Origin of the sequence: Sinomicrobium weinanense (assembly GCF_018863395.1) — a bacterium.
Lineage (GTDB): Bacteria > Bacteroidota > Bacteroidia > Flavobacteriales > Flavobacteriaceae > Sinomicrobium > Sinomicrobium weinanense.
On sequence record NZ_JAHKRR010000001.1, the window covers coordinates 87617 to 113972 of the forward strand.

The following is a 26356-nucleotide window of genomic DNA, read 5'->3' on the forward strand; positions in this document are numbered from 1 at the left end:
TAATTGATTCTTACAGGTGGAATCTCTTATGTTGTTAATATCTCCAGGAATTTAAGCGCATCTTTATCCACATTCATACTTCTGTTTTTGACATCCGCAAGCGGGGTTACGGAAATATCATTTTTTATGATACCTACCATACGGTTCTTTTCTCCCTTTAACAGGTTTTCAACGGCTGCAACTCCGAGCCTGGCTGCCAGGATTCTGTCAAAAGCCGTAGGGGAACCTCCCCGCTGAATATGGCCCAGAACGGATATCCTGACGTCTCTTCGCGCGGCATATTTTCTGACCTTTTCTGCAATGATCAGAGCGCCGCCGCTTTCATCGCCTTCGGCCACGACAATGATAAGCGAGTTTTTTTTCCTGTTGTGGTCTTTGGTAAAACTGTTTTTCAGGTATTCCAGGTCTGCCGGGGTTTCCGGAATGAGAATGCCATCTGCTCCCGATGCGAGGCCGGTACCATAGGCAATATAACCTGCATTTCTTCCCATGACTTCTACAATAAAAATACGGTTGTGGGATTCTGCGGTGTCCCGTATCTTGTCTATAGCCTCCATGGCGGTGTTTATGGCGGTATCATATCCTATGCAGTAGTCGGTCCCGGAAATATCGTTATCTATGGTTTTCGGGATCCCCATAAAAGGAATGTCTTTGTGTTCTTCAGAAAAAATACGGCCTCCCTGTAAAGAACCGTCACCGCCGATAAGGATCACCGCATCTATTCCCACTTCATTTAATTGGCGGTATGCTGTTTTACGTCCTTCTTCTGTTTTAAAACGGTCGCTCCGGGACGATTTTAAAATGGTCCCGCCAAGATGAATGATATGGTTTACCGAAGGGACATCCACGACGGTAAAATCTCCGTTGATCATACCGTCAAACCCGCCTTTGATCCCCAGGGTGTTTATGTTGTAGTAGGAAGCGGCTTTTACTATGGCCCTGATACAGGCATTTAAACCCGGAACATCTCCTCCTGAAGTCAGTATGGCTATTTTATTCATGCCTTGTTCTTTTGATGGTTGTTTGTGTAATGGTATAACAACTGTTTTAAGTCATCCAAATATCGGGAAAAAGTTTCATCGTCCAGTTTCGGGTGTTCGATATATGGGATCGTAACCAGGTTTTCGTCCAGGAACGGGGAGAGTTCGGGATACTCTTCTTCGATTTTTGTTAAAAGCGTATAAATTTCGTTTTGAAATTTGTCAGGGTGTAACATGACAATGGTTTTAGTATTGTTAATAAGGAAGGGTTTACGGAGAGGCATGATCCTCACTTTTCTTTCTTGCCCCGAGTATTTCTTCTACATCCGGCCTGTGGAGGGTCTCTTTTCGGATCAGTGCTTTTGCAAGGGCGTGTAGCTGGTCCTGGTGGTCCAGGAGAATCTGAATGGTTTTGTCATAAGCGTCATCTATGATCTGCTGTGCCTCGGAATCGATCTTTTGTGCGGTTCTCTCGCTATACGACCGGTAGAGGGATTGTTCCGTTCTCCCCGTGGAATCGTAAAAGCTGATATTTCTGAGTGTAGTGCCAAGCCCGTAATTAACTACCATATTATAGGCCTGTTTGGTCGCCTTTTCCAGGTCGTCCAGGGCATTGGAGGATACTTCTTCAAATATGAGTTCTTCGGCAGCACGTCCTCCGAGGGCAGTGCATATCGCATCAAAGAATTCCGACCGGGTGATGATCTGGCGCTCTTCGGGAATGTACCATGCGGCTCCCAGTGATCTTCCTCTCGGAATGATGGATACTTTAAGTACGGGATGGGCGTGTTCCAGGTACCAGCTTGCGGTGACATGGCCGGCTTCGTGGTAGGCAATCCTTCGCTTTTCTTCGGGGGTAATGATCTTGCTTTTCTTTTCCAGTCCGCCGATCACGCGGTCTATGGCGTCCATAAAATCCTGTTTGCCCACTACTTGTTTTTCCCTGCGGGCAGCGATGAGAGCGGCTTCGTTACAAATATTGGCAATGTCGGCTCCCGAAAACCCCGGGGTTTGCGCGGCCAGTGCGGCCGTGTTGACATCTCCGGATAGTTGCAGGGGTTTTAAATGTACGGAAAAAATAGCTTCCCGTTCTTTGAGATTAGGTAATTCCAGGTGAATATGCCTGTCAAACCTTCCCGGTCGCAACAGGGCCGGATCGAGGACGTCTCCCCGGTTGGTAGCGGCGAGAACAATGACCCCGGCGTCCGTATCGAAACCGTCCAGCTCGGCCAATAGCTGGTTCAGTGTGCTTTCCCGTTCGTCATTGGCCTGGAAAGCATGCGCTTTGCCGCGGGCACGGCCCACGGTGTCGATTTCGTCGATAAATATGATGCAGGGGGCCTTTGCTTTGGCTTTTTGAAAGAGGTCTCTCATTCTTGAGGCCCCAACACCCACGAACATCTCTACAAATTCGGAACCGGACAACGAAAAGAAGGGAACTCCCGCTTCACCGGCAATGGCTTTGGCCAGGAGTGTTTTTCCGGTCCCGGGTGGCCCTACGAGCAGAACCCCTTTGGGCATTTTGGCCCCTAACCGTTTGTATTTATCCGGGGATTTCAGGAAGGTGATCAGTTCGTATATTTCCTCCTTGGCTTCTTCCATACCGGCTACATCTTTAAATGTAATCTTACTTTTTGTTCCCTTTTCAATGACCCGGGCATTGGACTGGCCGAAATTGAATATCGAAGTTCCTTTTCCTTTCATCCCGGGAATGCCTCTTCGGAGCAGGAACATCCAGAAAAGGACCAAAAAAATAATGGGTAACAAGAACAGGAAATTCTGCCACCAGTTTTCGCGGGTGCCATAGGTTACTGTTACATGTTCCGTTCCCGGCAGGTTTTCCTGGGCTTTTTCCAGTTCCGCATGAAATATTTCAACGGAACCTATGTTAAAGTAAAAGTGAGGCCCCGGAACCGGTTCGTCATTCAGTAACCTCCTGGGGATATTTTTGTAAAGAGGTTTGTCCAGGCTTTCTTCCCTGATGTATATTTCCACACGGGCATTGTTTACAACGGTCAGCCTGGCTACGTCTTTCGGGACGAGCATTTCTTCTTCAAACTGTTTCCAGGTGGTTTCCTGTATTGTGTTTTGTCCCTTGAAAAACCAAAGCCAGATCAATACTATAAACAGGATTATATATATCCATGACATACCGGGACGGGATAGGCGGAAAGGTTTTTGCGGGTCTGGAGATGGCCGGGTTGACATAAGTTTTTAATCAGTGCGTGTTCTTATGGTCTTTATCGCTTTCGGGTGAACAATCACACATATTGCAGATTACGGTGCGCATGTGTTCGTCGTTCATCATCATAAAGCTCATATTTTCACAAAAGACACTGTCTTTACGCATCATATCAATGAGATGTTGCATGGTGCCTTTTGCTGCTTCCTGGTTGCTATCCAGCATATTGCGGATCATTTTGTAATCGTTTTCCAAAAGGTGTACGGCATATTTGTCCTTGGTGATATGCTGCATCATTTCATCTGTCATTTCCGGGTCATTACAAATCGCGGTCATGATCTCATTTCGCTGCACGGGGTCTTTAAGCAACTCCCCGGTGGTCGGTACCTGCACCCGGGAACATCCGGTCATGATAAAAAACAGGGCCAGGCCCGTCGGTAGTATATTGTTGGATCTCATTTTGTTTTTTTACGGTGTGGGTTATGAGCGATTTTGGACATGCATCACCATGATCGGCGTACTTGTATAAAAACTGATCCCTTTTACCACCGGCTTTTCCGTTAACCTGTACAAAAAACCGTGTTTCCTGTTCACCAGTGCAATAAGATCGGCATTACGGCTTTCGGTAAAACAGCTTATTCCGACTGCGGGATCAATGTTGGTCAGGGAATGAAAGGAGTATTTTGATCCGTCCAGGTTTTCTTCCAATAGCCTCCTGTTCTCTATTTGGTTTTCCGTAAGTTGTTCGTTTTCCTTGATGTGTAATATCCGGATCATCGGCTTAAATTCCTTGGCCATACTTAATAAAGGCGATATTTCACTTTTCTTATAAGGGACTTCATAGGAAGTAGGAAAAATGATCTCCCTGTATCCCATAAATTCGGCCCGTGAAGGTATGGCCAGGACCGGGCAGGCCGTAACTTTTTCCATGACGGTCACGGCATTGCTCCCGTAATTTATTCCCCTGGCATTTTTGGCACCTTTGGTCCCCATAACTATCATATCGATACCTTTTTCTTCTACCAGGTGATTTATGGCATCGAGAAGAAAATTATTTTTGGAAAGACCTTCGAATGAATGTTTTGGGTTTTTGGCAAAGATCAACCGGCGTACGGTGTCTTTTATATTTTTCCGGCTTTCGTTAAAGGCGGCATCGTAAGCGGGGTTTCCGGGCTCGGGATACATGATGTTGGTCGTGGAATAACCGTAAACCTTAAACACATTCAACACGTAAAACATGCATTCTTCGTGTTTATACAGCTCCGTGGCATAGGCCATGGCGTTCTGCGCGTGGTCTGAGAAGTCTGTGGGAAGGAGAATTCGTTTCATGATATTTGTTTTTAACAGTTGGACATCCCGTCAATGAGTACTCATCTGGTGTTTTCTTTTGTTGAGTTGTTTTCTAATGTTGCCTAATGTTTCTGCCAATGAAGCCTCAAAGGATGTTTCATCAGAGGAAGCAAATATTTCGGGCCCCGGTACGCTGAGCCGGATATCACAGATCTTGCCCTTGCCGTCGGAAGACGGGTCTTGTTTAAAAAACACATCGGCTTTAATCACCCAGTCATATTTTTTGGTGATGGAGTGTAGTTTTTTTACGGTGAGCGCTTCAATGCTTTTGTCGGTGCTCAGTTTTACAAAATGGACGTCGGTTTTCATCTTTACGTATTGTTTTATTGAAAGGTGATCAAATTATTCCCTGATTCCTGTTTCCCGGTATAAAACCCGGGAAACTTTTTTCTTTCGTAAAGAAAAGGATAGCGAACGGGTTAAGAAATGATGAATATCATGTGATTGGGAGTGAGGGAGAAATAAATTCGGTTTGGAAAGATACAAGGGGAATCTACCTGGGGAACTGAAGATCAAAATAGCAAAGCCCAAAGGCTTCATAATTGGGAAAAGGGAAACTTATCTTGGTGACGGGTAGAAAAGTAACTTTGAAATAGTAAAACGGGAATTTTAGTACATGACAAAAAATATCATTTATGACGTAGGACGATAGGAGGCAAGACACAGGACTTTAAAATATCTAAATAAGTGATTTTAAAATTTAACTACGCTTTAGTCTTATGTCATAGGTCTTGAAGTCTTAAGTCTAAGAAAGAAAGAATTTTTTGTCATGTACTTGGAACGGGGATATAAAAATGTTATTGACGATATTACGTAGAATGACTTACTTCAAAGATTAGATTTCACGATTGAACAAATTCAAAAAATGTGATTTGTAAATGGAATTACAGAAGATTTTCTGGGGCACTGTCAAAATGAAGGCAAGTTCGAACCATTAGGATTTCGTAATTAGTCCCGGACCTGCCATTTTTTATTTTAAATTAAGTATTATACTGATTATTAAGCGTTTATGTTGTGTTTGTTGAATGCCAATTTCCTCAAATCCTCCAAAAAATGGTTCGAAAATTGTCCCGAGAGGCGACTTGACGGAACAAAGTAGATTTTTCTATTTTGTTCCGTTTATTTTTACGTAATTTTTTAATAATCAGGTTTATATGCTAGATAAATTCGTTGCATCTATTGCTTCGAATTTTGCTTTCTGAAAAAACGACTTTTTCGGGGTAAATTGAACCCGAATCGATATTCATTATCCCATTTTTGAAATCATAACAACTTCTTTTCTTTCCACACGGCGACCAAAAAAAAGCAAAAGAGCGCTGCTGCCGACCGCCTCTAATTTTAATAACTGACAAAAATTTTTCATGAAAAGTTTGCGAAACCGAAAAGTTGCGCATATATTTGCAACTGATTGGTTGCTTAAGTATAACACAGAATGAGACGGGATATTTTTCAAGCCATAGCCGATCCGACAAGACGGGCGATTATTGCACTCATTGCATTACAGGCAATGACACCAAATGCCATTGCCGGACATTTTGATACTACGCGACAAGCTGTATCTAAACATCTACGCATTTTGGCAGAGTGCGAACTGGTAAAACAGGAACATAAAGGCCGGGAAATATACTACCAGCTTAAAATTGACAAAATGAAAGAAATAGACAACTGGCTGGAACAGTTCCGGAAAATCTGGGAAAGCCGCTTTGACCAACTTGACAATTTATTATCAACAATTAAAAAACAGAAAAAATGAACAGTCATCTCTTATTTGATTTTTCTGTAAATGAGGAAAACAAAATCATTCACATAGAACGTGAATTTGATGCCCGCCTCGAATTGGTTTGGGAAGCGTGGACAACGGCCAAATTGCTCGACCAATGGTGTGCTCCAAACCCTTACAGAACAGAAACAAAAACGTTGGATTTTCGGGAGGGTGGTTTCTGGCATTACGCAATAGTAAGTCCCGAAGGAAAAAAGCATTGGAGCCGGTATGATTATAAGGAAATTGAATTACAAAAAAGTATTACGGAATTGAGAGGCTTTAGCGATGAAAATGGAATGGTTAATCCAGATTTCCCACGTACTGAATGCACCCTGATTTTCAGTGAAACGGACGGCAAAACGCACATATCGATGACTGAAAAATACGGCAGCCCCGAAATGTTTGAAAAAATGGCAACAGTCAGTCACAAAAAAGGCTTTTCATCACATCTTAAAAATTTAGACGATTTATTACTAACACTAAAAAGTAAATAAAATGAAACAGGCATTATTATTCGACTTCACCGTCAGCAAAGAAAACAAAACCCTTCATATCACACGTGAATTTGCTGCGGATCTTGAATTGGTTTGGCGAGCCTGGACAACTCCCGAATTACTTGATCAATGGTGGGCCCCGAAACCTTATCATATAGAAACTAAAACATTGGACTTAAAAGTGGGCGGAATGTGGCTTTATGCAATGGTTAGCCCCCAGAATGAAAAAATGTGGTGTAAAGCGGATTATAAGGCTATAGACACAAACAAATCACTGTCCTGGTTAGATGCTTTTTGCGATGAAAACGGGAAGGAGAATGCCATTAAGCCCCGCTCCTTATGGACAAATGATTTTACCGAAGAGAAAGGTATCACAACCGTAAATATCAGCTTAAAGCACGACCAACCGGAGGATATTGAAATGATGATCGAGATGGGTTTTAAGGAAGGGCTTGCCCTGGCTCTTGGAAACTTAGACGAATTATTATCAACATTAAAAAATAAATAAAATGAATCCGACATTAGCATTTGACTTTATAGTCAACAAAGAGAACAAAACCATTCACATTACACGTGAATTTGCTGCGGACCTTGAATTGGTTTGGCGGGCCTGGACAACTCCCGAATTGCTGGATCAATGGTGGGGACCACAACCCTGGAGAGCCGAAACGAAGACAATGGATTTTCGGGAAGGCGGCTTTTGGCACTACGCCATGGTGAGCCCTGAAGGGGAAAAACATTGGAGCAAGGCCAACTTTATTACGATCAGGAAAGAAAGGTCATTTACGATCCACGGCGGATTTTGCGATGAAAACGGCACCATAAATCCTGCGTTTCCCCAAAACTTATGGGAAAACAACTTTATCCCGAAAGAGCATAAAGTGCGGGTAGACATACTACTGACCTACGATACGCTTGCCGACCTTGAAAAAGAGATAGAGATGGGCTTTAAAGAGGGAATGACGATAGATTTCCAGCAGTTGGACGAGTTGTTATTGACCTTTAAGAAGTGAAAAATTTGCTTTATGCCAACCTGAAATAAACGGTACTTTTATCAATTAGTAGATTTATAACCTTCACAAAACAAAATCGACTGAGGAACATTTATCGACAGAACAAATAAACGATTTTATAAATAATGGTTTCGTAAAAATAGAGCATGCATTTTCAGCAGACATTGCCGATGAGTGCCGTTCAATTTTGTGAAAAGCTACTCATTGCGATCCCGAAAGTCCTGATACTTGGACACAACCCGTTATCTGAATAGGAGAGATAGGACCTGAGCCATTTAAAAAAGCAGCAAACACGGTGTATGAAGGATGTCTACACCCCTTATCCGCTACATTTTTTGCCAATCAATAAGTTATGATTTGTTTAAGGTGGTATTTCACACGAAATGTCACCTTTTTTGTTTTTTGTAAAATAATATACCTGCTGGTATCTGTTATTCCTGAGAAGTTATCCATAATTTTAGCCAACCCCCGATCCACCAACAAAAAAACCATTGATCTTTTCGGCGGTTTGGATCATTTTTTCTTTACTGAACCTGAATGCAGGGCCTGCAACACAGATTACCGCCAGAATGCGTCCTTTACTGAGGTAGGGGACCGCTACACAATTCAGGTCCTCTTCGAATTCTTCAAGATCTAGGGCATAGCCGTTGCTCAGGATGGTGTTCAGTTCTTTTTGCAGTTTTTTAATTTCCTGTCGATCCATCTCCTGCCACATTACGGCGGAAAGATGGGGCGAATAGGCCATAAAAACCTTGCCGATAGCCGTGTGCTTCATTTTTTCTTCCCTGCCCAGTTCCAACGAGATGCGTACACATCTCGATGGTTCGCATTTTAGTTCGTGGCGATAATAACTGCCCAGCTGTATGGCCAGGTATGTGGTTTCTCCCGTTTCATTGCTCAACTTTTCCAAAACGGGCTTTAATTCTTTTTTGAGCTGGTATAAGGACTTTTCGGGGAGGTACAGGTGACTTATCTTCGGAGTGATGCGGTAACGGGGCGAAAGCTCATCCTGTTCTACATAGCCCAATTCCTTTAGTGTATTCAGAAAATTATGTACCGTGGTATTCCGCAGGTTCACCGCAGCGGCGATATCATTGAGGCGTACCAGGTTGCCATTGGCTGCAATATATTCCAGAATATCGAATGTTCTTTTTACAGATTGGATCATTTGTTCATCAATATTGAACTAAATGTTATTTTTAGTGAAATGTGGTTTGTAAATTCAAATATACCATATTTTTGCATCATTCTAAACGACTGAAATTAAAATAATGCGATTATTACTATCGACAAGAAGATTAAAAGGCAGCCATATCCCCATTGCAACGCTACTCGCTTATATATCCATAACACTATCCGGATTTGCTACGGACATCTATATTCCGTCCATGCCACATATGGCCAGGGATATATATACGAGTGAAAGCCTCATACAATTAACACTTTCTGTTTTTTTGATCAGTTACGGGGTTTCCCAATGGATAGCCGGAAGTGTTCTTGATATTTTCGGAAGATACCGGTTGAATTTGCTATCACTTGCTCTATTCACCCTGGCAAGTTTTATCATATCCATCAGTTCCAGCATATGGGTAATCCTGTTGATGCGTTTTATTCACGGGATCAGTATAAGTTTTATAGCTGTAAGCAAACGAAGTTATTTTGTAGATGTTTTTAAAGGGGAAGAACAAAAGAGGTATGTAAGTATAATTACCATGGTATGGGCTATGGCCCCTATTCTGGCACCTTTTATCGGGGGATACCTGGAGGAAATTTTAAACTGGAGGGCTAACTTTTATTTTTTGACCTTTCTGGGATTCGTTTTATTACTTTTTGAACTTTTCTTTTCGGGAGAAACGATACAGCACTATACCCATCCAACATTCAAATCCATATGGAGCACCAATAAGATGATCCTAAAAGAACCTTCCTTTTTAAAAGGGGTGATAGTATGCGGAATAAGTTATGGAATGGTTATGTTTTATGGGCTTAGCGGCACTTTTATTTTACAGCATCAAATGGGATATTCGGCCGTAATTGTCGGGTTTGCGTCCTTAATATTGGGCCTTTCCTGGCTGGCAGGAGGGTATTGGAGCAAAAGGAATATTGAAAAAGACATCGAAAAACGGTCTAAAAAAGTAGTCGTGGCCCAGGGAGCGATAGTGGCCATTATGATTTGCTCTTCCTGGATAGTAACATCCATTTATACCCTGATCATTTTTGTGTTCCTCCTCCATATGATCGCAGGTTATTTGTTTACCAATTATTTTACACGTTGTGTAACCATGTTTCCCAAAAATGCAGGAATTGCCGGAGGGCTAACCGGGGGAACAACCTATATAATCACTTCTGCTTTGAGTTATGGAATAGCTTTTTTGATGAATGCAGATGATCAGATCCAATTAGGGATTGGCTATTTGATTTTAGTCATATTGGGATTTATAGTACTGGCCAGCTTCAAAAAAAGATAATAAAACTCGGAAGCTATAAGATCGAAGAAGATTGATGGAAGATTGAACCCCGATCGCAATCGGGAGATTGATCTCAAACATTTCAATCTTGTTCAATCTTCCCGCATAGCGGGATCAATATCCTTTCAATCTTTTAAAAAGGGGAAAAACCCCCTTTCATCCACAATACATACTTGTTAAATTCGTGCAGACAAATTTACTTATTGACCTGTTGAATGCTAAGATTTTTAAAATCCCCAATAAAGGAATTCCTGGGATCTTAATTTTATTCAACGAAGAAACTGTTTCTAATATTTAGTCTCCCTGAAAGGAGATTGAGAATGTCCACTAGGTCTTCCCCTATATATCTGCTTCACCCGTAAATGATGCCAGGCCTTAATTACCGGAATTACTCCAATCCCTGGTATTTTATTTCAACTGAAAATTCTGTTTAAGCAACATTAAAACCCTGCTTTGGGGTAGACAGTTCCTTAAACAGTTTCTTAAGATATGGGCTTTTTAACCGAAAGTTCATGATGAATGATTATTTACTTAACCATAAAACCAAACATGATGAAGACCAATTTTTTATTATTCTCAACAACACTTGTATTAATTTTAGTAGCAGGTAGTTGTTGCACACCGAGCAAACTTACCGGTAGTGTAAACAATACATTGAGACCGCAGGAAACCAACAATTGGTGCTGGGCGGCAACTACACAGATGATTGCCCAGAACGAAGGAGTCTTTGTAACCCAGTGCGAACTTGCCAATCACAGATTCGGAAAGACCAATTGTTGTAACTTTGAAAATGAAGGAGAAAGCTGTCCAAAAACAAATGATTGTAACAGTCCCGGTTGGCTAGAGCTGGATTATGCAGGTTTAAAATTTTCAGAATCCGATACGGCCATTAGCTGGAAAAAGCTGAAAAAATGCATTTACTGCTCCAAGGATGTACTGGGATATGCCTATGGAACCCCGGGAGTAGTTGGTCACGTAGTAGTGATACGGGGATATATTGTCATTGGTGGTGAAAAATATGTTGTTTTAAACGATCCCTGGTCACCCTGTAATGGATCTGAACGACTTATAACCTATGCAGATTATACAGATCCTTCAGGAACTGCCACGCACTGGAGAACCTGGTACGGGATCTCTAAAAAATAACCTTAACCATTAATTATACACCATGAGAACTCTTAAATATTTTTTTACGACAATATTCCTGTTTGCATTCGCTGTCTTACTGAATGCACAAGACACAAACTCTCTTCAAAGAGCTATCGAAAAAGGTAAAGCAGACCTTGTAGAGATTTTAAACCAATCGGAAGGGAAGTTCAATTTCGGGGTCTCTGCGGCGGCAGTTGAACGATCTCAACCGGCTTCTGCTCTGCCACATAAAGAAATGCTTTTTGACAGATTGTTGAAATACGAAGGTCAGGATATTTCAGAAGTACTCTCCAAAACACAGAAACTGGTAGTTCCACTGGTTGAAAATACCCGGGTAGTTACTACCATTAGTATCACTGAAAAAGATCAGGATACCTATGTAGTCAATGAACTCGTGAATCAGCAGTATTCTGAGGAGTTAAATCGTTTGCCTGATGATATCAAAGCCCGGAATTTCGAGAAGGTTGGTATTATTTATGTTCCCAATCTCAATGCCTTTATTTACACCTATGGAGATCGTAGTTATACGTCTTACAAAGGTAAAAATGTGAGTTCACCGGCAAATACCCGGGAACTGTTAAAAGAGCTTAGGGTTGATGCCGAGGCCTTTCATAAAAAATACGGTGATAAACTTAAGAAAGGAAAACTCGTTTACTAAACCGGTTTGATGTAGGGGAGTATGTTATTTTGCCTGTACGATACATTTTTGTATAGTGCTGAAATGAGTTTTTAACAAACAAAAACCATAGGCCATGAATACATATACTGTTAAACGATTACTGGGAGTATTGCTACTCTTGTTTGTTTCGGGTTGCTGTCATAGAGATTGTCCTGTAAACTGGCGGCCAAACGCTCTTTTTCCGGTTTTTTACGGGCATAAAGACTATCTCACCGATGATGGGGCTCCGGGGCCATGCCGTGTATTTTATCCAAGTTTGGACGGAGCCCCCCTCAATGCTCCTGTACTGGAAGGGTGCTGTAAATATCCACTGATCATTCTGGTTCACGGGCATTGTGATGAGGAGGAACATTACAAAAAGTGGTTTTTACAGGCTGCACAGTTGGCCAGGAGCGGTTTCGTAGTGGTTGTGCCTCAGATCCCTTCAATAGGGACACATCCATCAGAAGAATCTCATCCCGGCCTTGCCAGGTTGTCAGAGATAAGGAACTGGGTGCTTAACACCTGGGAACACCATGAACTTGTTCATTCTTTTACCGGTATAGCAGGACATTCGTACGGGGCCTTGCTGGGGGCACGCTTTGCCAAAACGGATGCAGATATAAAGGCTTATGCCTCTCTGTCAGGGGTTTGGGAAAACTGGCCTTCGGGCCCTCTTCCTGTAATGTCTTTAAATTTGCCAACACTTTTTATAAGGGGAAACGATCCGTTTGGGGATTTCTCTACCGGGGTGGGTCATTTTTGGAACAGTTTACCCGTCCCAAAACACCAGGCGGTATTTCAGGGAGGTTTTCATTGGGATTATCTCCCGTCAGGAGCTACCAATTGTGAACAATCCGTCGGGGGACGGGGAGATTGTTCTTCAACTTCCATACTTTCAACCGAATTGTTGAGCATGTTTTTTGGCAAATACCTGCGGAAGTCCAATAGGCCCTACGCACGTATTCCCAATTCATTGATCCCTCCCGATCTGACACTGACCAGCGAACAACAGTTTTATGCCGGCGGCGGACATTTAACCTATCTTAAAAACACAAATTGCAGTCTTACTTTGAGTTGGAAAACTAATGAAGGCAGCGGCACTCACACTTTTCCTTAAGTTTTATCAACGTGTGTTTTTTGCACAATCCTTTTTTATCCAACCCTGACCATATAAAAGGAACAGGGAATAGAAACCATTTTTAAGGCTTTTTCGTAAGATCTTAAAGGCCTTACCGATCTGATTCTCTACGGTATTAATGGAAATACCCAGGTATTCTGAAATTTCAATATTGGTAAGGCCGTTCTTTTTACTCAGCATAAAAACTTCCTTACACCTGGGAGGAAGGTTTTGTATGGCCTCGAATACCTGTTTTATCAGTTTTTCATTTCCCTGGGCCTCTTCAGGTTCAATAATGGCGTTGAGATGTTCTATATAGCGTTTTTCTACATTTAACAGGGCAACATTCTTTCTGTATTGGTCGATGTATTCATTGTGAACGGACCGGTATAAAAAACTCTTCAAAGATGTCCGGATCGTGAGAAGGTGTCTTTTTTTCCACAGCCTGATAAAAACATTCTGTACGATGTCTTCTGCGGTCAGGGAGTCGTTGGTAAGGCTGTTTGCATAGATACATAATTTACGATAATACCTGTCCATGAGGTATTCGTATGCTTTTTCATCGCCCTGTTTTAACAGGGAGATCAATCGATCGTTGTTATTTGGTTCTGTATTCAAACCTGAAGTGTGTTTTTAACAGATTAAGTGCAAAAAATATGGGATATGGGGCCGTTGAGGATAATTTATTTGCCAATATTAAGAAAAAAATATCAAAAACGTAGTGGTCTTGTAAATTGACTTCGTCACAATAAAAAAGAAAAACAGACCCTATGCCATTGGAGAGCTTAATAGTCAAATATATAACCCGTTCCATTACGGTCGGGGAGCTGGATCAACTGGAAGAGTACCTGAAAGACCCCGTCAATGATAAAGTCTTCAAAACCTTTATTGAACTCAATTATACTTTAGATGACCTTATGGACGATTATGATTCGTACGAAGCCAAACAAAAAGTACTTTCCGCGATCAGAAAAGAGAAAAAACATGAGAGAACCAGGCGCCGGGTACTTTATATGAAGTATGCTTCCGTTGCTGCGGTAGCCCTGCTGCTGATCTCACTTCCGTTTGTTTTCAGAGATAAGACCTTTAAGGAGAATACGGTGAGTGATACGAACACGACAGCCGAGATCCCTCCGGGAATTGATAAAGCTGTATTAACACTGGAAAACGGTAGAAATATTGTCCTGAAAAAAGGAGGGAAATACAATACGGAAAAAGTTAAAAGCGACGGAGAAAGCCTCGTTTACACTAATAATCCCCCCGATACCGATAAGGAAACGGCATATAACTATCTCACAGTTCCGAGAGGAGGGCAGTTCTATGTACAGCTTCCGGATAGTACCCGGGTATGGCTCAACTCGGAATCCAGATTAAGGTACCCGGTACGGTTTACCAAAGGCCGGCCCCGGAAAGTAGAACTGGTGTATGGAGAAGCCTATTTCGATGTCTCTTCCAGTACCAAACACGATAATATGCCTTTTAGCGTACAGACCGGGGAGCAAACAGTAGAAGTACTGGGAACAGAATTTAATATCAAAGCCTACCGGGACGAAGCACAGATATCGACCACCCTGGTAGAAGGCAAGGTAGCTGTGGGCAACGGAACTTCAGAAAGAACGATGTCCCCGGGGCAACAATCGGTGGTCAGGACAGACAAGGGATCCCTGGAGATAAATAATGTGAATGTAGCTGTGGAAGTGGCCTGGAAAAACGGCATGTTTATGTTTGACGGGATGTCCCTGGGCAACATGATGAAAATACTTTCCAGATGGTACGATATGGAAGTGAAATTTGAAGACGATGACAAAAAAGCGATGGTATTCTCCGGATTGTTAAAACGTTCCGAAGGCGTAAATGAACTATTAAGGAATATAGAACAAACAGGTGAAGTGAGTTTTCAGATAGAAAACAGGGTACTGATCATAAAATAAAAAAAGGAACAAAGCTAACATCTTTCCACGGGCGTAGCTTCATTCCTTATAATCCGATCAATTAAACAAAGTTTAACTAACCAAACCACAAATTTATGAAAATAAAATGGAATGGGATCGCCCGTTTCGACGGAGGGAAGATCCTGGTAGCTGCGATGAAAACCTTTATTTTCTTTTACTGCGCCGTAGCATTCAGTTTTAGTCCGTTTAGCGGATTTTCACAAAATGCCAGAATAAAGATCGATACCGATAAGACCTTATCCGTAGAACAGATCTTTAATTTAATAGAAAGCCAGACCGATTACAAATTTATCTACCGGCACGATGTTATTAAAGCTGCCCCCCCGGTCAGGATCAACAAAGGAGTGATCAGGGCCGGCGATCTGCTGCATATGGGGCTGGACCCTATTCACTATTCCTATGATTTTTTCGACGATACGATTATCGTAAAACGGAAAGAAAGTATTCCCGTATATCGCTCTTCACCTCAACCCATTCAGATCAAAGGTGTTGTTACCGGTGAAGACGGGGTGCCTGTTGAAGGAATTACCGTATATGTCACGAATGTTGAACCCAGCAGCAAACAAGTAAACAGGGAGTTTATAATAAGAGGGACCGCTACGGATATGGAAGGTAATTTTTCACTGCAGGCCGAACCCGGGTATTTCCTTGTTGTTACGGGGATTGGATACGAGTTCGCCTATCAGGAAATCAATGCAGACCAGACGGTTTATAACATCGTTATAAAAGAAAAAGTAAGTGCCCTTGAGGAAGTTTTGGTTGTGGGCTATGGTACCACTAAAAAGAAAGATCTCACAGGCTCTGTGGGTTCCATAGATTCAAAAGATATTCAACAAATAAAGACCCAAACGGTTGAACAGACCCTTGTAGGACAGATCCCGGGAGTACATGTTTCTGCACAGTCCGGAGGGCCGGGTAGCGGAGCAATCGTGCATATCAGGGGATTAAGCCAGCTTATCGGCGATAACCAGCCTCTTTATGTTGTTGACGGAGTGCCCATTACAGTAAATCCGCGTTTTGGCGGGGTGGGGAGTATCGGCGTTTTCGGAGATCGTGAAAATCCGTTATTGTCCATCAATCCCACAGATATAGAACGTGTGGATATTTTAAAAGATGCCTCGGCCGCAGCGATCTACGGATCGAGGGCTGCCAATGGCGTTGTCCTGATCACTACAAAACGGGGTAAGCGAAACCACAAGCCAAGACTTGACTTCGCGTACAGTACAACAATTCAAAATCCCGTAAATACCTATGATGTTTTAAGCACCAGCCAGTTTCATAAATTTATTACAGACCAGGGCCAGGACGGAGAGATAGATTTTGGCGATGCCAATACCGACTGGCAGGACGAAATTACAAACAAAAATGCCATATGGAACCAGTATGATCTGAGCGTAGCAGGAGGATCTTCCAAGATGAATTATTTAGTGTCGGGAAGGGTAACAGACCAGGAAGGCCTTATGTTGGGTAATAAATTTACCAGATACAGCTTTTCAAGCAACATTGATGCCGATATAACTGACAGGTTAAAGACGGGTGTCAATATTAGCTATAACTATACTGTAAATAAACGGTCAGGGCTTACCAGTCTTGCCGATGGCGCGTTTTTCAGGCCGGATCTGCCGGTGTTCAATGAAGACGGGTCGTATTCTACCTCTCCGGGACCATATGGATTTACCGTCAGGAATCCGGTAGGGGATAACGGCAAAGTAAAAAACAAGGCGGTCTCCCAGAACCTTCTGGGAAATATTTATGGAGAATATAAAATAATTGATGGTTTAAAATTCAGGTCACAGTTAAGCCTAACCCTTAATAATGACAGGACATCCATATTCAGTCCGTCATTTACATTAAATGCTTTATTTGGAATCTTTGACGGGAAGGAAGGCGCCTTGTTGGATGTACAGCACAATGCCGGGGTAAGTACTTCCTGGGCCAATACACTTAATTTTAATAAAACATTGGGGAAAAACCATAACATTGATGCTGTGGCAGGGGTGTCCTGGGATCATTACAGGCTTGACCTGGAATCCCAGGGCTATGCCGGGTTTCCTGATGATGAGGTCCTGACGGATATCAATTCGGCCAATGATTTTGTGGAAGCGAGCAGTGATGTTAGTGAGACTGCTTTAAATTCGGTATTCGGAAGGATCAATTATAATTATAAAGATAAGTACCTGGCCACCTTTACGGCGCGGTATGATGGTTCTATAAAATTCGGGCCTGATAACCAATGGGGCTTTTTCCCTTCCGGCGCCCTGGCGTGGAATATACATAATGAAGATTTTTTAAAGGACAGTGATTTCATAGACCAAATAAAACTACGGGCCAGTTTAGGGCGTACCGGTTCGGATAATCTACCCGCGTTTACCTATTTGTCATATTATAGATCGCTCGATAATAACGATTCCTTTTATGATGGTATTAACGGAATTGCCGTTGAAGGAGTTCCGAACTCCGGGATACGCTGGGAAGAAACAGACCAGCTCGACCTAGGTCTTGAATTCGGTTTGTTCAACGGCAGGCTCAACGGGGAAATTGTATATTTCGAAAAGAAGACCAACGATATCATTTTGCTGGTACCCATACCGGCTCAGACAGGATCTTCGCACTGGAACACCAATATTGCCGATGTCACCAACAAAGGATGGGAGTTTGCCCTCGGCGGAGATATCATAAGATCTCCCCAATTCAGGTGGAACTCATCGTTCAACATCTCTTTTATAAAAAATAATGTAGATGCTTTACATGGCGGATCCACAACTGCTTATGGCAGTACCGGCATTTTAGAAGGAGAACCCATGGGGGTCATTGTCGGGTACGAAGTGGAGACTATTGCACAAACCCAGGAAGAAATAGATATCCTAAACAGCAAGGCCCCGGACGGCAATTATTATAGCAGCCTGGTACAGCCAGGTGATTACATTTACAAGGACGTGGACGGAGATGGAGAGATCACCAATGACGACCGAAAACCATTAGGGGACATCAACCCCGACTTTTTCGGAGGTTGGAACAATAATATATCCTATAAGAACTTTGACCTGGTATTCAACTTCAACTTTGTTAAAGGCAATGACAAAGAATGGCAACGTGGAGCCAGTCAATTTGTTTCAGTAAATCCGAACAATAATGTAACAACAGACGTATTGGATACCTGGACCCCCAACAATACCGGGGCCAAATATGCCCGGATGGGTTCGGCTACACATGGAAGTTTTACACCCACCAGTAAAAGTGTTGAAGATGCTTCATACATCCGGTTGAGATCTGTATCACTTGCCTATAATTTCCCCAAAACCTGGCTGGCCAATACCGGGATCAGTAATATCCAACTCTCCGTAAGCGGTAACAATTTGCTTACCATTACCGGGTATCCGGGTATCGATCCGGAAAGTGTAAACTCTCAAAGAGGAGGGGCTACCGTAGATCTGATAAGAGACTCAGGCGACTTCTATCCGCAAATGCGAAGTTTTACCATAGGAGCGAGATTAAGCCTGTAACCAATTTTAAAATCTTGAAAAATGAAAATATTAAAATACAAATATATCGGTGTGATGAGCCTGCTTTTTATGGGTCTTTCATCATGTGAACTGGCCAGGGACCTGGATGATTTTGAGCCCAATTATACCCTGCCTGCAGATGAAGCGATTGTTGATGAAGCCAGTGCCGAGCTAGCTTTGGCAGGGGTCTATTCCGGTTTTCGACAGCGGAGTTCCGGATCGGGCAATCCCGAGATTTATCTGATCCCCTCTCTGATGAGCGGGGTATTGACAAACAATGCCCTGTTCAATACCGGTGCGGAGGCTTTGGGGTATGTGAGCAATAATCCCATACCCATAGGGGCCAATGCCGGTTTAGGGGCCTATTCGCGTATGTACGATATTGTAAATCGTTGTAACTGGCTTATAGAAAAAATATCGCCCTTACCGGAAGATGTGTTCTCTACCCAAGGGCGTAAAGCCGAAATACTGGCAGAAACCAAAGCGGTAAGGGCCACGGCGAATTTCTATCTGCTCCGTCTTTTCGGGCAGTTTTACGATATCAATTCCAAATATGGCATTTCATTAAGGTCGGAGCCGGCTCGATCGGATGAAGCACTTCCGAGGAATACCGTAGCTGAGGTTTACGATGCCATTATTGCCGACCTGGACGAGGCCATCACCGGAGCACCGGACCTGAGGGCCAAATATTATACCAATAAAACCTATGCCAGAGGATTAAAAGCCAAAGTAATGCTCTATAAAGGCGATTATCCGGCTGCCGTTGCATTGGCCGGGGAGATCATTGAAGGATCAGGCCCTGATTTTGGGCTGGCCCCGGATTATACAGCTATATTTACCGACCATTCCACCCCCGCTTTGTTTGACAGTCCCGAAATTTTATTCGCTTCAAAAGGAGAGCCCCAGGCAAGTCTCGGTATTGGAAACTTTACCGGTTTCTGGGCTTCTGTAACACCTGCCTATACGGCCTTCGGAGAACAATCGGTAACGATAGGATCCCAAAACATAATTTACGACGGGACAAGAATATCTTCAACGACCTTTGACACGGGGGATATTTATGGTTTTGATACTTACAAGGGCAATGCGTCGGAAAATGGCGACCTCTATGAAATGATCTACCATTTAAGAATGGCCGAAGTATACCTTATCTATGCCGAAGCTGTTGCCCGGGCTAACAATAGTGTTACAACAGAAGCCCTTGCAGCCCTGAATGTGGTGAGAATAAGGGGCGGTGCCACTACAACAGGGGGGGATGGATTCGAGACCTACCCATCTTCCATCACTTTAGAGCAGTTCCTGGAGGCCGTTCGCATAGAAAAGTATGTGGAACTCGGTGTTGAGACCGGCGAAGAATGGTTCGACCTAGTGCGTTATCATTTTGTCGACGGCTTTGACGTTACCACAGTAAAACCTTCGGCTACGGATCCTGACAAATATATACTGCCGATAGACGGGACCACCATCGAGGCGGGAGGGAACGTAGTGGAGCAGAATCCTGGTTACTGATATAAAAAACAAATAAAAATATACCCATGAAAATAAAAATAATTATTGCCCTGGTATTTCTCACGGCTGCCTGTACTCAAAACAGGTTGGAAAAAGGAGAATTCAGGTTAATGGGGAAGGTAGAAGGCATGAAGAAGGGGAGGCTTTACCTCTTAAGGGATGAAACAGTGGACACCCTGGTTGTTGATCAGGGAGAATTCAATTTTAAATCCGGACTGGGACAGAATATTTCGAGGGCATTTATTACAACTGATCTGAGCCTGCGGACCATGGAATCGGGAGCTGTTTTATACCTCGAACCTAAAAATATGGAGCTCATGGTAAATGTACGGGACTGGAACCAAACTGTATTGGAGGGTTCTGTAACCCAGAATGAAAAGTATGTTTTGGACAGTCTCAGAAAGGATACAGAAAGAAAGTTCAGCGTAGAAGTAGACGAATTAAATCGCGTATCAAAAAAATATAGAAAAGCCGCAGAAAGGGGGGCTGACGAAAAGGAACTGGAAGCGATAAAAGAGGAAGATTATATAGCGAGAGAAAATCTCGGTCCTTACTTCAAAGAATTAAATGAGCTTGCTCTGAGTTTTATAAAAGGACATCCCGACTCCTATATCAGTATGGAAAATATGCTATTCCTGTTGCGCGATATGAAATATGGCGAAGCCATTACCATTTACAATGCTTTGGATCCTAAGCTAAAGGAAATGAAGATAGGTAGAGAAGTGTTCTCGGAAATAGAAAATATGAAAAAAGGTGTCCCGGGAGCTAAAGCAGAATATTTTAAAACAAAGGATATTGAAGGAAATACTGTAAAACTGGATGATTTTAAAGGAAAGTACCTCCTTATCGATTTCTGGGCCTCCTGGTGCGTTCCGTGTAGAAAAGGAAATCCGCATTTGATCGGGATCTATAAAAAATACAATACTGCCGGACTGGAGATTCTGGGAGTGGCCAGTGACGATAGAGATCCGGCAGCATGGAAAGCGGCTGTTAAAAAAGATAATATCGGGATTTGGCACCACGTGCTGAGCGGGCTTACCAGAAATGAAGACGGAAGTTATAATAAAGAGAAGGATATAGGGGAAGGATATAATATTTCTACCCTGCCCACAAAAATATTGGTCAATCCGGATGGAATAATTGTTGGACGTTATGGAAGCGGTGGAGAAACAGATGAAAAACTGGATGCGAAATTGGAAGAAATCTTTAATAAATAGATGTTTAACAATTGAAAAAATAAAGAAAATGAGAATAAAATCAGTTTTATGGTTAGTGATTATTGGGATATTTATCAGCTGTAATTCGGACAAAAACAAGCAAAAAGATAGATCCTACACCATCACGGGAAATATAAAGGGGATAGATACAGCCTCCGTAAAATTGGTATACCGGGATATGGAAAGTTATGAATCAATAACCCTGGATTCCGGAAAGGTGGAAAAAGGAAAGTTTGAATTTCAGGGTACATTGTCCTCTCCCCGGCAATTATCAGTGATATTTAACACGGGAAATGAAACCCTCTACAACAATTTTTTTGCTGAAAATGCAGATATTCGGCTACAATTGGATACGGCCAGGTACGATTCCAAACAGCAAAACTACAAATCCCTCGTAGCAGAAACCCAGGGTTCGGAGCTGCAGGAAGAATACGAACGCTACCAGGCCCTGGGGAAAAAGATCCGGGACAGGCTTGTTCCCTACCGGGAATCCTACGACAAGCTGAATGAACGGTACATTGCTGCCAGAAAAGCTGAAAACAAGGAGGAAATAACAATTCTGGAACAACAACTGGACAGTATTAAGGAATCGATGTCCGAAATAGCTGAGGGGCTCAACTCCATCGATGAAGATTATATTAAAAAACATACCGCTTCCCATATCGCAACATATTTGTTAACCACAAAGATCGCAGATTACGGCCTGGACAAAGCTACGGCGTATTACAATGCATTTACCCCGGAAATAAAGGATGGCGTATATGGAAAATCGATCTTAAAGCAACTCGAAAAATTAAAAAAAGCCTCTCCCGGGGCCGAAGCCCCGTTATTTTCAACGATAGATATCAACGGGGATACCTTAAAGCTGAAAGATTTCAGGGGGCAATATGTATTGCTCGATTTCTGGGCCAGTTGGTGCAAGCCCTGCAGAAAAGGTAATCCGCACCTCATTGAATTGTATAAAAAATACAACAAAAAAGGCTTGGAGATCATAGGGATTTCTGACGACGACAGTAACCATGCTGCCTGGGAAAAGGCAATAAAGGATGATGGTATCGGAATCTGGCGCCATGTGCTAAGAGGGCTGAAAGTAGACAGGGCCGAAGGATATAAGATCCTGGACCAGGGAATTTCAGGGCCTTATGATATTCACTATCTGCCCACAAAGATCCTTATAAACAAAGAAGGGGTTATCGTAGGAAGGTATAGTAGCGAGGAAGAACCTCTCGACAGTAAACTGAAGGAAGTATTCGGGGAATAAAAATTGTTTAAGTAAAATATAAGATTATCAAGTTATATTTTTAACTTCTATATAGAAATCTCTGTGTCACTTTGTGCCTGCTTTGTGAGGCTCTGTGGTAAAATAAAGCCCATGACATATGTTTTGAATTTTAATAAACACGTACTAAAAGATTAAAACCAATGAAAAAATCAATCTACACCCTTTTGGGCCTGGTACTTTTTATGACATCCTGCCAGAAAACCCCGGTCGATTACGCCCTGGTGTCGGGCCGTATAGAGAACGGGAAAGGAGAACTGAAACTCATGTCTGAAGACAGGGCCTTTTCAAAAACGCTGGAACTCCGGGAAGACGGCAGCTTTTCAGATACCATACGGACAAAGTTCGGAGTCTTTTTCCTTACAAATAAAAATAATGTGACCAGGTTATACCTGGACAAAGGGAATAATATTATCATCAATGCGGATGCCGGTGATTTCAACAAAACATTGGTTTTTTCCGGCGAAGGTTCGTCGCCCAGCAATTACCTGGCGTTAAAAGGGGAGGTATGGACCGATCTGATGGGGGATGCAGAGTCATTTTATCAACAAAATGAAACGGAATATAAAGAGCGTAATAAACAGATCAGAAAAGTACTGGTAAAAACACTGGATTCCATACCGGGTATTGGTGAAGATTTCAGGCAGAAAGAAAAAAGAAACCTGAATTATACCTATTTAAGCGCATTGGGCAAATACCAGGATTTTCACGCTCACTTCGCCAAAAAACCGGACTTTAAGGTGTCGGACGGGTACCTGGACGAACTGAAGGGAGTGGATTATGAAGATGTGGACGACTATAACTTTTCTTCATCATACAGGCAGTTATTGGAAAGCCATTACAGGAAAAAGTCCGAAAAGCTGATGGAGTCGGATTCATTGTCCTGGGACATTGCTTATTTAAAGGCTCTGGCAGACGTGCCCAATGAAACCATCCGGAACGGCATGCTGTTCAGTCATGCAAAGAACAATATCACTTTTACCGGTGAGCTTGAAGCATATTATGCCATCTTTAAATCGGCTTCGACCGATAAAGACAATAATGCGGTTATCGCTGAAAGTTACGAACAGTTAAGGGCACTGTCCGAAGGAAATCCTTCACCCAAGTTTGTGAATTACGAAAATTATGAAGGCGGAACCACTTCACTCGATGACCTGAAGGGAAAATATGTTTATATCGATGTATGGGCTACCTGGTGCGGGCCGTGTAAGGCAGAAATCCCGTTCCTGAAGGAAGTGGAAGAAGAATACCGGGATAAGAACATCGAATTTGTAAGTATTTCCGTAGACCAGGAAAAGGACTACGACAAATGGAAAGCCATGGTAGAAGAAGAACAGCTCAAAGGCATACAGGTGATCGCCGATAATGACTGGGAATCGAAATTTGTCACCGATTACCTCATAAAAGGTATCCCGAAATTTATCCTGCTCGATCCCGAAGGGAATATAGTGTCTTCCAATGCTCCCCGCCCTTCATCTCCGGATCTGAAAAAGATGTTCGACGAGTTTTTGTAATAAAGGATGTAAAAGTATAAAAGGCTGGTTGCCCTTACTGACTTTGTTCTCAAAAGGATGATTTGAATTAGTGTCTTTTTGGTATCAGGCACGGGAATACATCTTGTGATTCCCGTGCTTTTTTAAACCCTGGCAGATATACTGTAATAATATGGTACGGTATGGGCATGCCATAAAAATATACACCTGATGAAGAATATATTTTTCCTTGTTATAGTATTGTTGTTCAACACTGTTTCCGCCCAACCCGGGGACCAGGTCACCTGGGACACTTCGGTAGAAAAGCTGTCAGACACGGAATACCAGTTGGTCATGACAGCCTCCATCATAGAACACTGGCACCTTTACAGCACGGATATTCCCGAAGATGGCCCTATCCCTACGTCCTTTACTTTCGAAGGTGCCGGGAAGGATTACGAACTGGTGGGAGATCTGGAAGAAAGCGAATCGCATACGGAGTATGACAATATCTTCGATATGGAGCTTTCCTATTTTGACGGGGAAGCTGTTTTTAAGCAAAAGATCAAACTGCTGAAGCCCGATCTCAAAGTGATACAGGGATTGGTGGAATACCAGGCCTGCGACGACCAGAGCTGTATTTTTGCCGATGCCGACCTGGCCTTTTCACTGGATGGTGGTAAAGCGGTAGTCAAACAGCTCGAAGTGGATGAAAAGAGCGCGATCTTGTCTAAAAACTTAAAACTGGAGCTTCAAAACCCGGAACAGTTAAAAGGCGGGGACCAGGGGCAAAGTGGCGGGGGTGGTCTTATGGGCATCTTTGTTCTGGGCTTTTTGGGCGGCCTTTTGGCTCTGCTCACTCCCTGTGTATTCCCGATGATCCCGCTGACAGTGTCTTTCTTTACCAAACAGTCGGGCAACCGGAAAAAAGGGATCTCCAATGCCATCCTGTACGGGGTGTTTATCGTGGTGATCTATATGCTGCTGAGTATCCCGTTCCACTTTCTGGATAGCATCGACCCCGAGATCTTGAATACGATCTCGACCAATGTATGGCTCAATGTCATTTTCTTTATCATCTTTGTGTTCTTTGCGTTTTCTTTTTTCGGGTATTACGAACTGACCTTGCCCAGTTCCTGGGGGAATAAGATGGACTCGGCCTCTGGAACGGGAGGGCTCATAGGGATCTTTTTTATGGCCCTGACCCTGGCCATCGTATCCTTTTCGTGTACCGGTCCTATTCTGGGTTCTTTACTGGTAGGTTCGCTGACGGCCGAAGGGGGAGCGACCCAGCTTACTGCAGGGATCACCGGTTTTGGTTTTGCCCTGGCTTTACCCTTTGCACTGTTTGCCTTGTTCCCGAACTGGCTGAACTCCCTGCCGAGATCGGGCGGGTGGATGACCACGGTGAAGGTAGTACTGGGCTTCCTGGAGTTGGCCCTGGCCTTTAAGTTTTTATCCAATGCGGATCTGGTCCAACACTGGGGTATTTTAAAACGAGAGATCTTTATCGGCATCTGGATCGTGATCTTCGGCTTGATGGCCATTTACCTGTTCGGCAAGATCAAGTTCCCGCATGACGGCCCTTTAAAGAAACTGGGCTTTATCCGCATCGCCTCCGGTGTACTGGTAGCAGCCTTTGTGATCTACCTGGTCCCGGGGCTATGGGGTGCCAACCTGAAATTGCTCAGTGGTTTCCCTCCGCCGATGTTTTACAGTGTCAAACAACAGGAGAGCGACTGTCCGTTGGGGATCAACTGTTTCAAGGACTTTGATGAAGGTTTGGCCTATGCCAAGGCGAACAACAAGCCGATACTATTGGATTTTACGGGCTGGGCGTGTGTAAACTGCCGGAAGATGGAAGAGAATGTATGGAGTGTTCCCCGGGTCTATGACCTGTTGAAAGATGACTATGTGCTGATCTCCCTGTACATAGATGACCGTAAAGAACTACCGGAGGACAAACAGTTCAACTATCAGTTGGAGTCGGGCCGGGTAAAGCAGATCCGGACGATAGGCGAGAAGTGGGCGACCTTCCAGGCGATCAATTTCCATACGGCATCGCAGCCCTACTATATTATCATGACCCCTGAAATGGAACTGTTGGGCCCTCCACAGAAATACACCGATGAGGAGACGTATTACAATTGGCTCAAAGAAGGAGTGAAAGGATTAAAATGAATAATTTAACACACTTTATTCCAAATATATGGGACATTTTAAGGCTATGAGTGTATATATATAATAG

23 protein-coding genes are annotated in these 26356 nt (G+C 43.1%); 15 read left to right on the top strand and 8 right to left on the bottom strand.

Going from position 1 to position 26356, the window contains the following annotated elements:
* Nucleotides 1-26 precede the first annotated feature (26 nt).
* The 6 genes from pfkA to KN811_RS00450 form a co-directional block, all read right to left on the bottom strand.
* The gene (pfkA, locus tag KN811_RS00425) at nt 27-1001 is read right to left on the bottom strand and encodes a 6-phosphofructokinase (RefSeq protein ID WP_187964955.1); all 975 of its coding nucleotides are present in this window, start codon (nt 999-1001) and stop codon (nt 27-29) included.
* A complete protein-coding gene (locus KN811_RS00430) occupies nt 998-1216 on the bottom strand; it encodes a hypothetical protein (RefSeq protein WP_187964956.1) in 219 nt (72 codons plus the stop codon). The genes pfkA and KN811_RS00430 overlap by 4 nt, the downstream gene beginning before the upstream one ends.
* A gap of 34 nt (nt 1217-1250) precedes the next feature.
* On the bottom strand, nt 1251-3131 hold the full coding sequence (gene ftsH / locus KN811_RS00435) for an ATP-dependent zinc metalloprotease FtsH (protein ID WP_247716377.1): 1881 nt from the start codon (nt 3129-3131) through the stop codon (nt 1251-1253).
* 67 nt (nt 3132-3198) lie between these two features.
* On the bottom strand, nt 3199-3621 hold the full coding sequence (locus KN811_RS00440; RefSeq protein ID WP_187964958.1) for a hypothetical protein: 423 nt from the start codon (nt 3619-3621) through the stop codon (nt 3199-3201).
* Between the two features lie 21 nt (nt 3622-3642).
* Nucleotides 3643-4491 carry a universal stress protein gene (locus KN811_RS00445; RefSeq protein WP_187964959.1) on the bottom strand — a complete coding sequence of 283 codons (849 nt, stop codon included), beginning with the start codon at nt 4489-4491 and terminating at the stop codon, nt 3643-3645.
* Between the two features lie 30 nt (nt 4492-4521).
* Nucleotides 4522-4821: an HPF/RaiA family ribosome-associated protein gene (locus tag KN811_RS00450; RefSeq protein ID WP_187964960.1), complete on the bottom strand. Its 300-nt coding sequence runs from the start codon at nt 4819-4821 to the stop codon at nt 4522-4524.
* Between the two features lie 1123 nt (nt 4822-5944).
* Between KN811_RS00450 and KN811_RS00455 the strand changes: the two genes are divergently transcribed.
* Genes KN811_RS00455 through KN811_RS00470 form a run of 4 tightly spaced genes read left to right on the top strand, consistent with a single transcriptional unit; the run spans nt 5945 to nt 7781 of the window.
* Nucleotides 5945-6265 (top strand): ArsR/SmtB family transcription factor, encoded by a 321-nt coding sequence (locus KN811_RS00455; protein WP_187964961.1) that lies wholly within the window; start codon nt 5945-5947, stop codon nt 6263-6265.
* Nucleotides 6262-6768 carry an SRPBCC family protein gene (locus KN811_RS00460; protein ID WP_187964962.1) on the top strand — a complete coding sequence of 169 codons (507 nt, stop codon included), beginning with the start codon at nt 6262-6264 and terminating at the stop codon, nt 6766-6768. The genes KN811_RS00455 and KN811_RS00460 overlap by 4 nt, the downstream gene beginning before the upstream one ends.
* 1 nt (nt 6769) lies before the next feature.
* Nucleotides 6770-7276, top strand: coding sequence for an SRPBCC family protein (locus tag KN811_RS00465; RefSeq protein WP_187964963.1), 507 nt, complete (start codon nt 6770-6772; stop codon nt 7274-7276).
* 1 nt (nt 7277) lies between these two features.
* Nucleotides 7278-7781 carry an SRPBCC family protein gene (locus KN811_RS00470; protein ID WP_187964964.1) on the top strand — a complete coding sequence of 168 codons (504 nt, stop codon included), beginning with the start codon at nt 7278-7280 and terminating at the stop codon, nt 7779-7781.
* 457 nt (nt 7782-8238) lie between these two features.
* Here KN811_RS00470 and KN811_RS00475 read toward each other — a convergent pair whose 3' ends face one another.
* Nucleotides 8239-8949: an IclR family transcriptional regulator gene (locus KN811_RS00475; RefSeq protein ID WP_187964965.1), complete on the bottom strand. Its 711-nt coding sequence runs from the start codon at nt 8947-8949 to the stop codon at nt 8239-8241.
* Between the two features lie 103 nt (nt 8950-9052).
* Between KN811_RS00475 and KN811_RS00480 the strand changes: the two genes are divergently transcribed.
* From KN811_RS00480 to KN811_RS00495, 4 genes are all read left to right on the top strand, one after another.
* A complete protein-coding gene (locus tag KN811_RS00480; RefSeq protein ID WP_187964966.1) occupies nt 9053-10249 on the top strand; it encodes an MFS transporter in 1197 nt (398 codons plus the stop codon).
* Between the two features lie 549 nt (nt 10250-10798).
* Complete coding sequence (locus tag KN811_RS00485) at nt 10799-11395, top strand: papain-like cysteine protease family protein (RefSeq protein ID WP_187964967.1); 597 nt, start codon at nt 10799-10801, stop codon at nt 11393-11395.
* A 22-nt stretch (nt 11396-11417) separates the two neighbouring features.
* Nucleotides 11418-12056, top strand: coding sequence for a hypothetical protein (locus KN811_RS00490; RefSeq protein WP_187964968.1), 639 nt, complete (start codon nt 11418-11420; stop codon nt 12054-12056).
* 94 nt (nt 12057-12150) lie between these two features.
* Nucleotides 12151-13176, top strand: coding sequence for an alpha/beta fold hydrolase (locus tag KN811_RS00495; protein ID WP_187964969.1), 1026 nt, complete (start codon nt 12151-12153; stop codon nt 13174-13176).
* 6 nt (nt 13177-13182) lie between these two features.
* Here KN811_RS00495 and KN811_RS00500 read toward each other — a convergent pair whose 3' ends face one another.
* The gene (locus KN811_RS00500; protein WP_187964970.1) at nt 13183-13794 is read right to left on the bottom strand and encodes an RNA polymerase sigma factor; all 612 of its coding nucleotides are present in this window, start codon (nt 13792-13794) and stop codon (nt 13183-13185) included.
* A 152-nt stretch (nt 13795-13946) separates the two neighbouring features.
* On the opposite strand from KN811_RS00500, the gene KN811_RS00505 reads away from it, so the two are divergent.
* The 7 genes from KN811_RS00505 to KN811_RS00535 all read left to right on the top strand — a co-directional run bounded on the left by KN811_RS00505 (nt 13947) and on the right by KN811_RS00535 (nt 26289).
* Complete coding sequence (locus KN811_RS00505) at nt 13947-15107, top strand: FecR family protein (RefSeq protein WP_187964971.1); 1161 nt, start codon at nt 13947-13949, stop codon at nt 15105-15107.
* A gap of 95 nt (nt 15108-15202) precedes the next feature.
* The gene (locus KN811_RS00510) at nt 15203-18631 is read left to right on the top strand and encodes a SusC/RagA family TonB-linked outer membrane protein (RefSeq protein ID WP_187964972.1); all 3429 of its coding nucleotides are present in this window, start codon (nt 15203-15205) and stop codon (nt 18629-18631) included.
* A 21-nt stretch (nt 18632-18652) separates the two neighbouring features.
* Complete coding sequence (locus KN811_RS00515) at nt 18653-20140, top strand: RagB/SusD family nutrient uptake outer membrane protein (RefSeq protein WP_187964973.1); 1488 nt, start codon at nt 18653-18655, stop codon at nt 20138-20140.
* A 26-nt stretch (nt 20141-20166) separates the two neighbouring features.
* Complete coding sequence (locus KN811_RS00520) at nt 20167-21357, top strand: TlpA disulfide reductase family protein (RefSeq protein ID WP_187964974.1); 1191 nt, start codon at nt 20167-20169, stop codon at nt 21355-21357.
* Nucleotides 21358-21385: 28 nt separating this feature from the next.
* Complete coding sequence (locus KN811_RS00525) at nt 21386-22618, top strand: TlpA disulfide reductase family protein (RefSeq protein WP_187964975.1); 1233 nt, start codon at nt 21386-21388, stop codon at nt 22616-22618.
* 161 nt (nt 22619-22779) lie between these two features.
* Nucleotides 22780-24150 carry a TlpA family protein disulfide reductase gene (locus KN811_RS00530; RefSeq protein ID WP_187964976.1) on the top strand — a complete coding sequence of 457 codons (1371 nt, stop codon included), beginning with the start codon at nt 22780-22782 and terminating at the stop codon, nt 24148-24150.
* Between the two features lie 189 nt (nt 24151-24339).
* On the top strand, nt 24340-26289 hold the full coding sequence (locus tag KN811_RS00535; RefSeq protein ID WP_216334635.1) for a protein-disulfide reductase DsbD family protein: 1950 nt from the start codon (nt 24340-24342) through the stop codon (nt 26287-26289).
* The last annotated feature ends 67 nt before the right edge of the window (nt 26290-26356 follow it).

Excerpts from the sequence above, each read along its gene's own strand:
- pfkA (WP_187964955.1), bottom strand. The coding sequence starts at position 1,001 with ATGAATAAAATAGCCATACTGACTTCAGGAGGAGATGTTCCGGGTTTA.
- KN811_RS00430 (WP_187964956.1), bottom strand. The coding sequence starts at position 1,216 with ATGTTACACCCTGACAAATTTCAAAACGAAATTTATACGCTTTTAACA.
- ftsH (WP_247716377.1), bottom strand. The coding sequence starts at position 3,131 with ATGTCATGGATATATATAATCCTGTTTATAGTATTGATCTGGCTTTGG.
- KN811_RS00440 (WP_187964958.1), bottom strand. The coding sequence starts at position 3,621 with ATGAGATCCAACAATATACTACCGACGGGCCTGGCCCTGTTTTTTATC.
- KN811_RS00445 (WP_187964959.1), bottom strand. The coding sequence starts at position 4,491 with ATGAAACGAATTCTCCTTCCCACAGACTTCTCAGACCACGCGCAGAAC.
- KN811_RS00450 (WP_187964960.1), bottom strand. The coding sequence starts at position 4,821 with ATGAAAACCGACGTCCATTTTGTAAAACTGAGCACCGACAAAAGCATT.
- KN811_RS00455 (WP_187964961.1), top strand. The coding sequence starts at position 5,945 with ATGAGACGGGATATTTTTCAAGCCATAGCCGATCCGACAAGACGGGCG.
- KN811_RS00460 (WP_187964962.1), top strand. The coding sequence starts at position 6,262 with ATGAACAGTCATCTCTTATTTGATTTTTCTGTAAATGAGGAAAACAAA.
- KN811_RS00465 (WP_187964963.1), top strand. The coding sequence starts at position 6,770 with ATGAAACAGGCATTATTATTCGACTTCACCGTCAGCAAAGAAAACAAA.
- KN811_RS00470 (WP_187964964.1), top strand. The coding sequence starts at position 7,278 with ATGAATCCGACATTAGCATTTGACTTTATAGTCAACAAAGAGAACAAA.
- KN811_RS00475 (WP_187964965.1), bottom strand. The coding sequence starts at position 8,949 with ATGATCCAATCTGTAAAAAGAACATTCGATATTCTGGAATATATTGCA.
- KN811_RS00480 (WP_187964966.1), top strand. The coding sequence starts at position 9,053 with ATGCGATTATTACTATCGACAAGAAGATTAAAAGGCAGCCATATCCCC.
- KN811_RS00485 (WP_187964967.1), top strand. The coding sequence starts at position 10,799 with ATGATGAAGACCAATTTTTTATTATTCTCAACAACACTTGTATTAATT.
- KN811_RS00490 (WP_187964968.1), top strand. The coding sequence starts at position 11,418 with ATGAGAACTCTTAAATATTTTTTTACGACAATATTCCTGTTTGCATTC.
- KN811_RS00495 (WP_187964969.1), top strand. The coding sequence starts at position 12,151 with ATGAATACATATACTGTTAAACGATTACTGGGAGTATTGCTACTCTTG.
- KN811_RS00505 (WP_187964971.1), top strand. The coding sequence starts at position 13,947 with ATGCCATTGGAGAGCTTAATAGTCAAATATATAACCCGTTCCATTACG.
- KN811_RS00510 (WP_187964972.1), top strand. The coding sequence starts at position 15,203 with ATGAAAATAAAATGGAATGGGATCGCCCGTTTCGACGGAGGGAAGATC.
- KN811_RS00515 (WP_187964973.1), top strand. The coding sequence starts at position 18,653 with ATGAAAATATTAAAATACAAATATATCGGTGTGATGAGCCTGCTTTTT.
- KN811_RS00520 (WP_187964974.1), top strand. The coding sequence starts at position 20,167 with ATGAAAATAAAAATAATTATTGCCCTGGTATTTCTCACGGCTGCCTGT.
- KN811_RS00525 (WP_187964975.1), top strand. The coding sequence starts at position 21,386 with ATGAGAATAAAATCAGTTTTATGGTTAGTGATTATTGGGATATTTATC.
- KN811_RS00530 (WP_187964976.1), top strand. The coding sequence starts at position 22,780 with ATGAAAAAATCAATCTACACCCTTTTGGGCCTGGTACTTTTTATGACA.
- KN811_RS00535 (WP_216334635.1), top strand. The coding sequence starts at position 24,340 with ATGAAGAATATATTTTTCCTTGTTATAGTATTGTTGTTCAACACTGTT.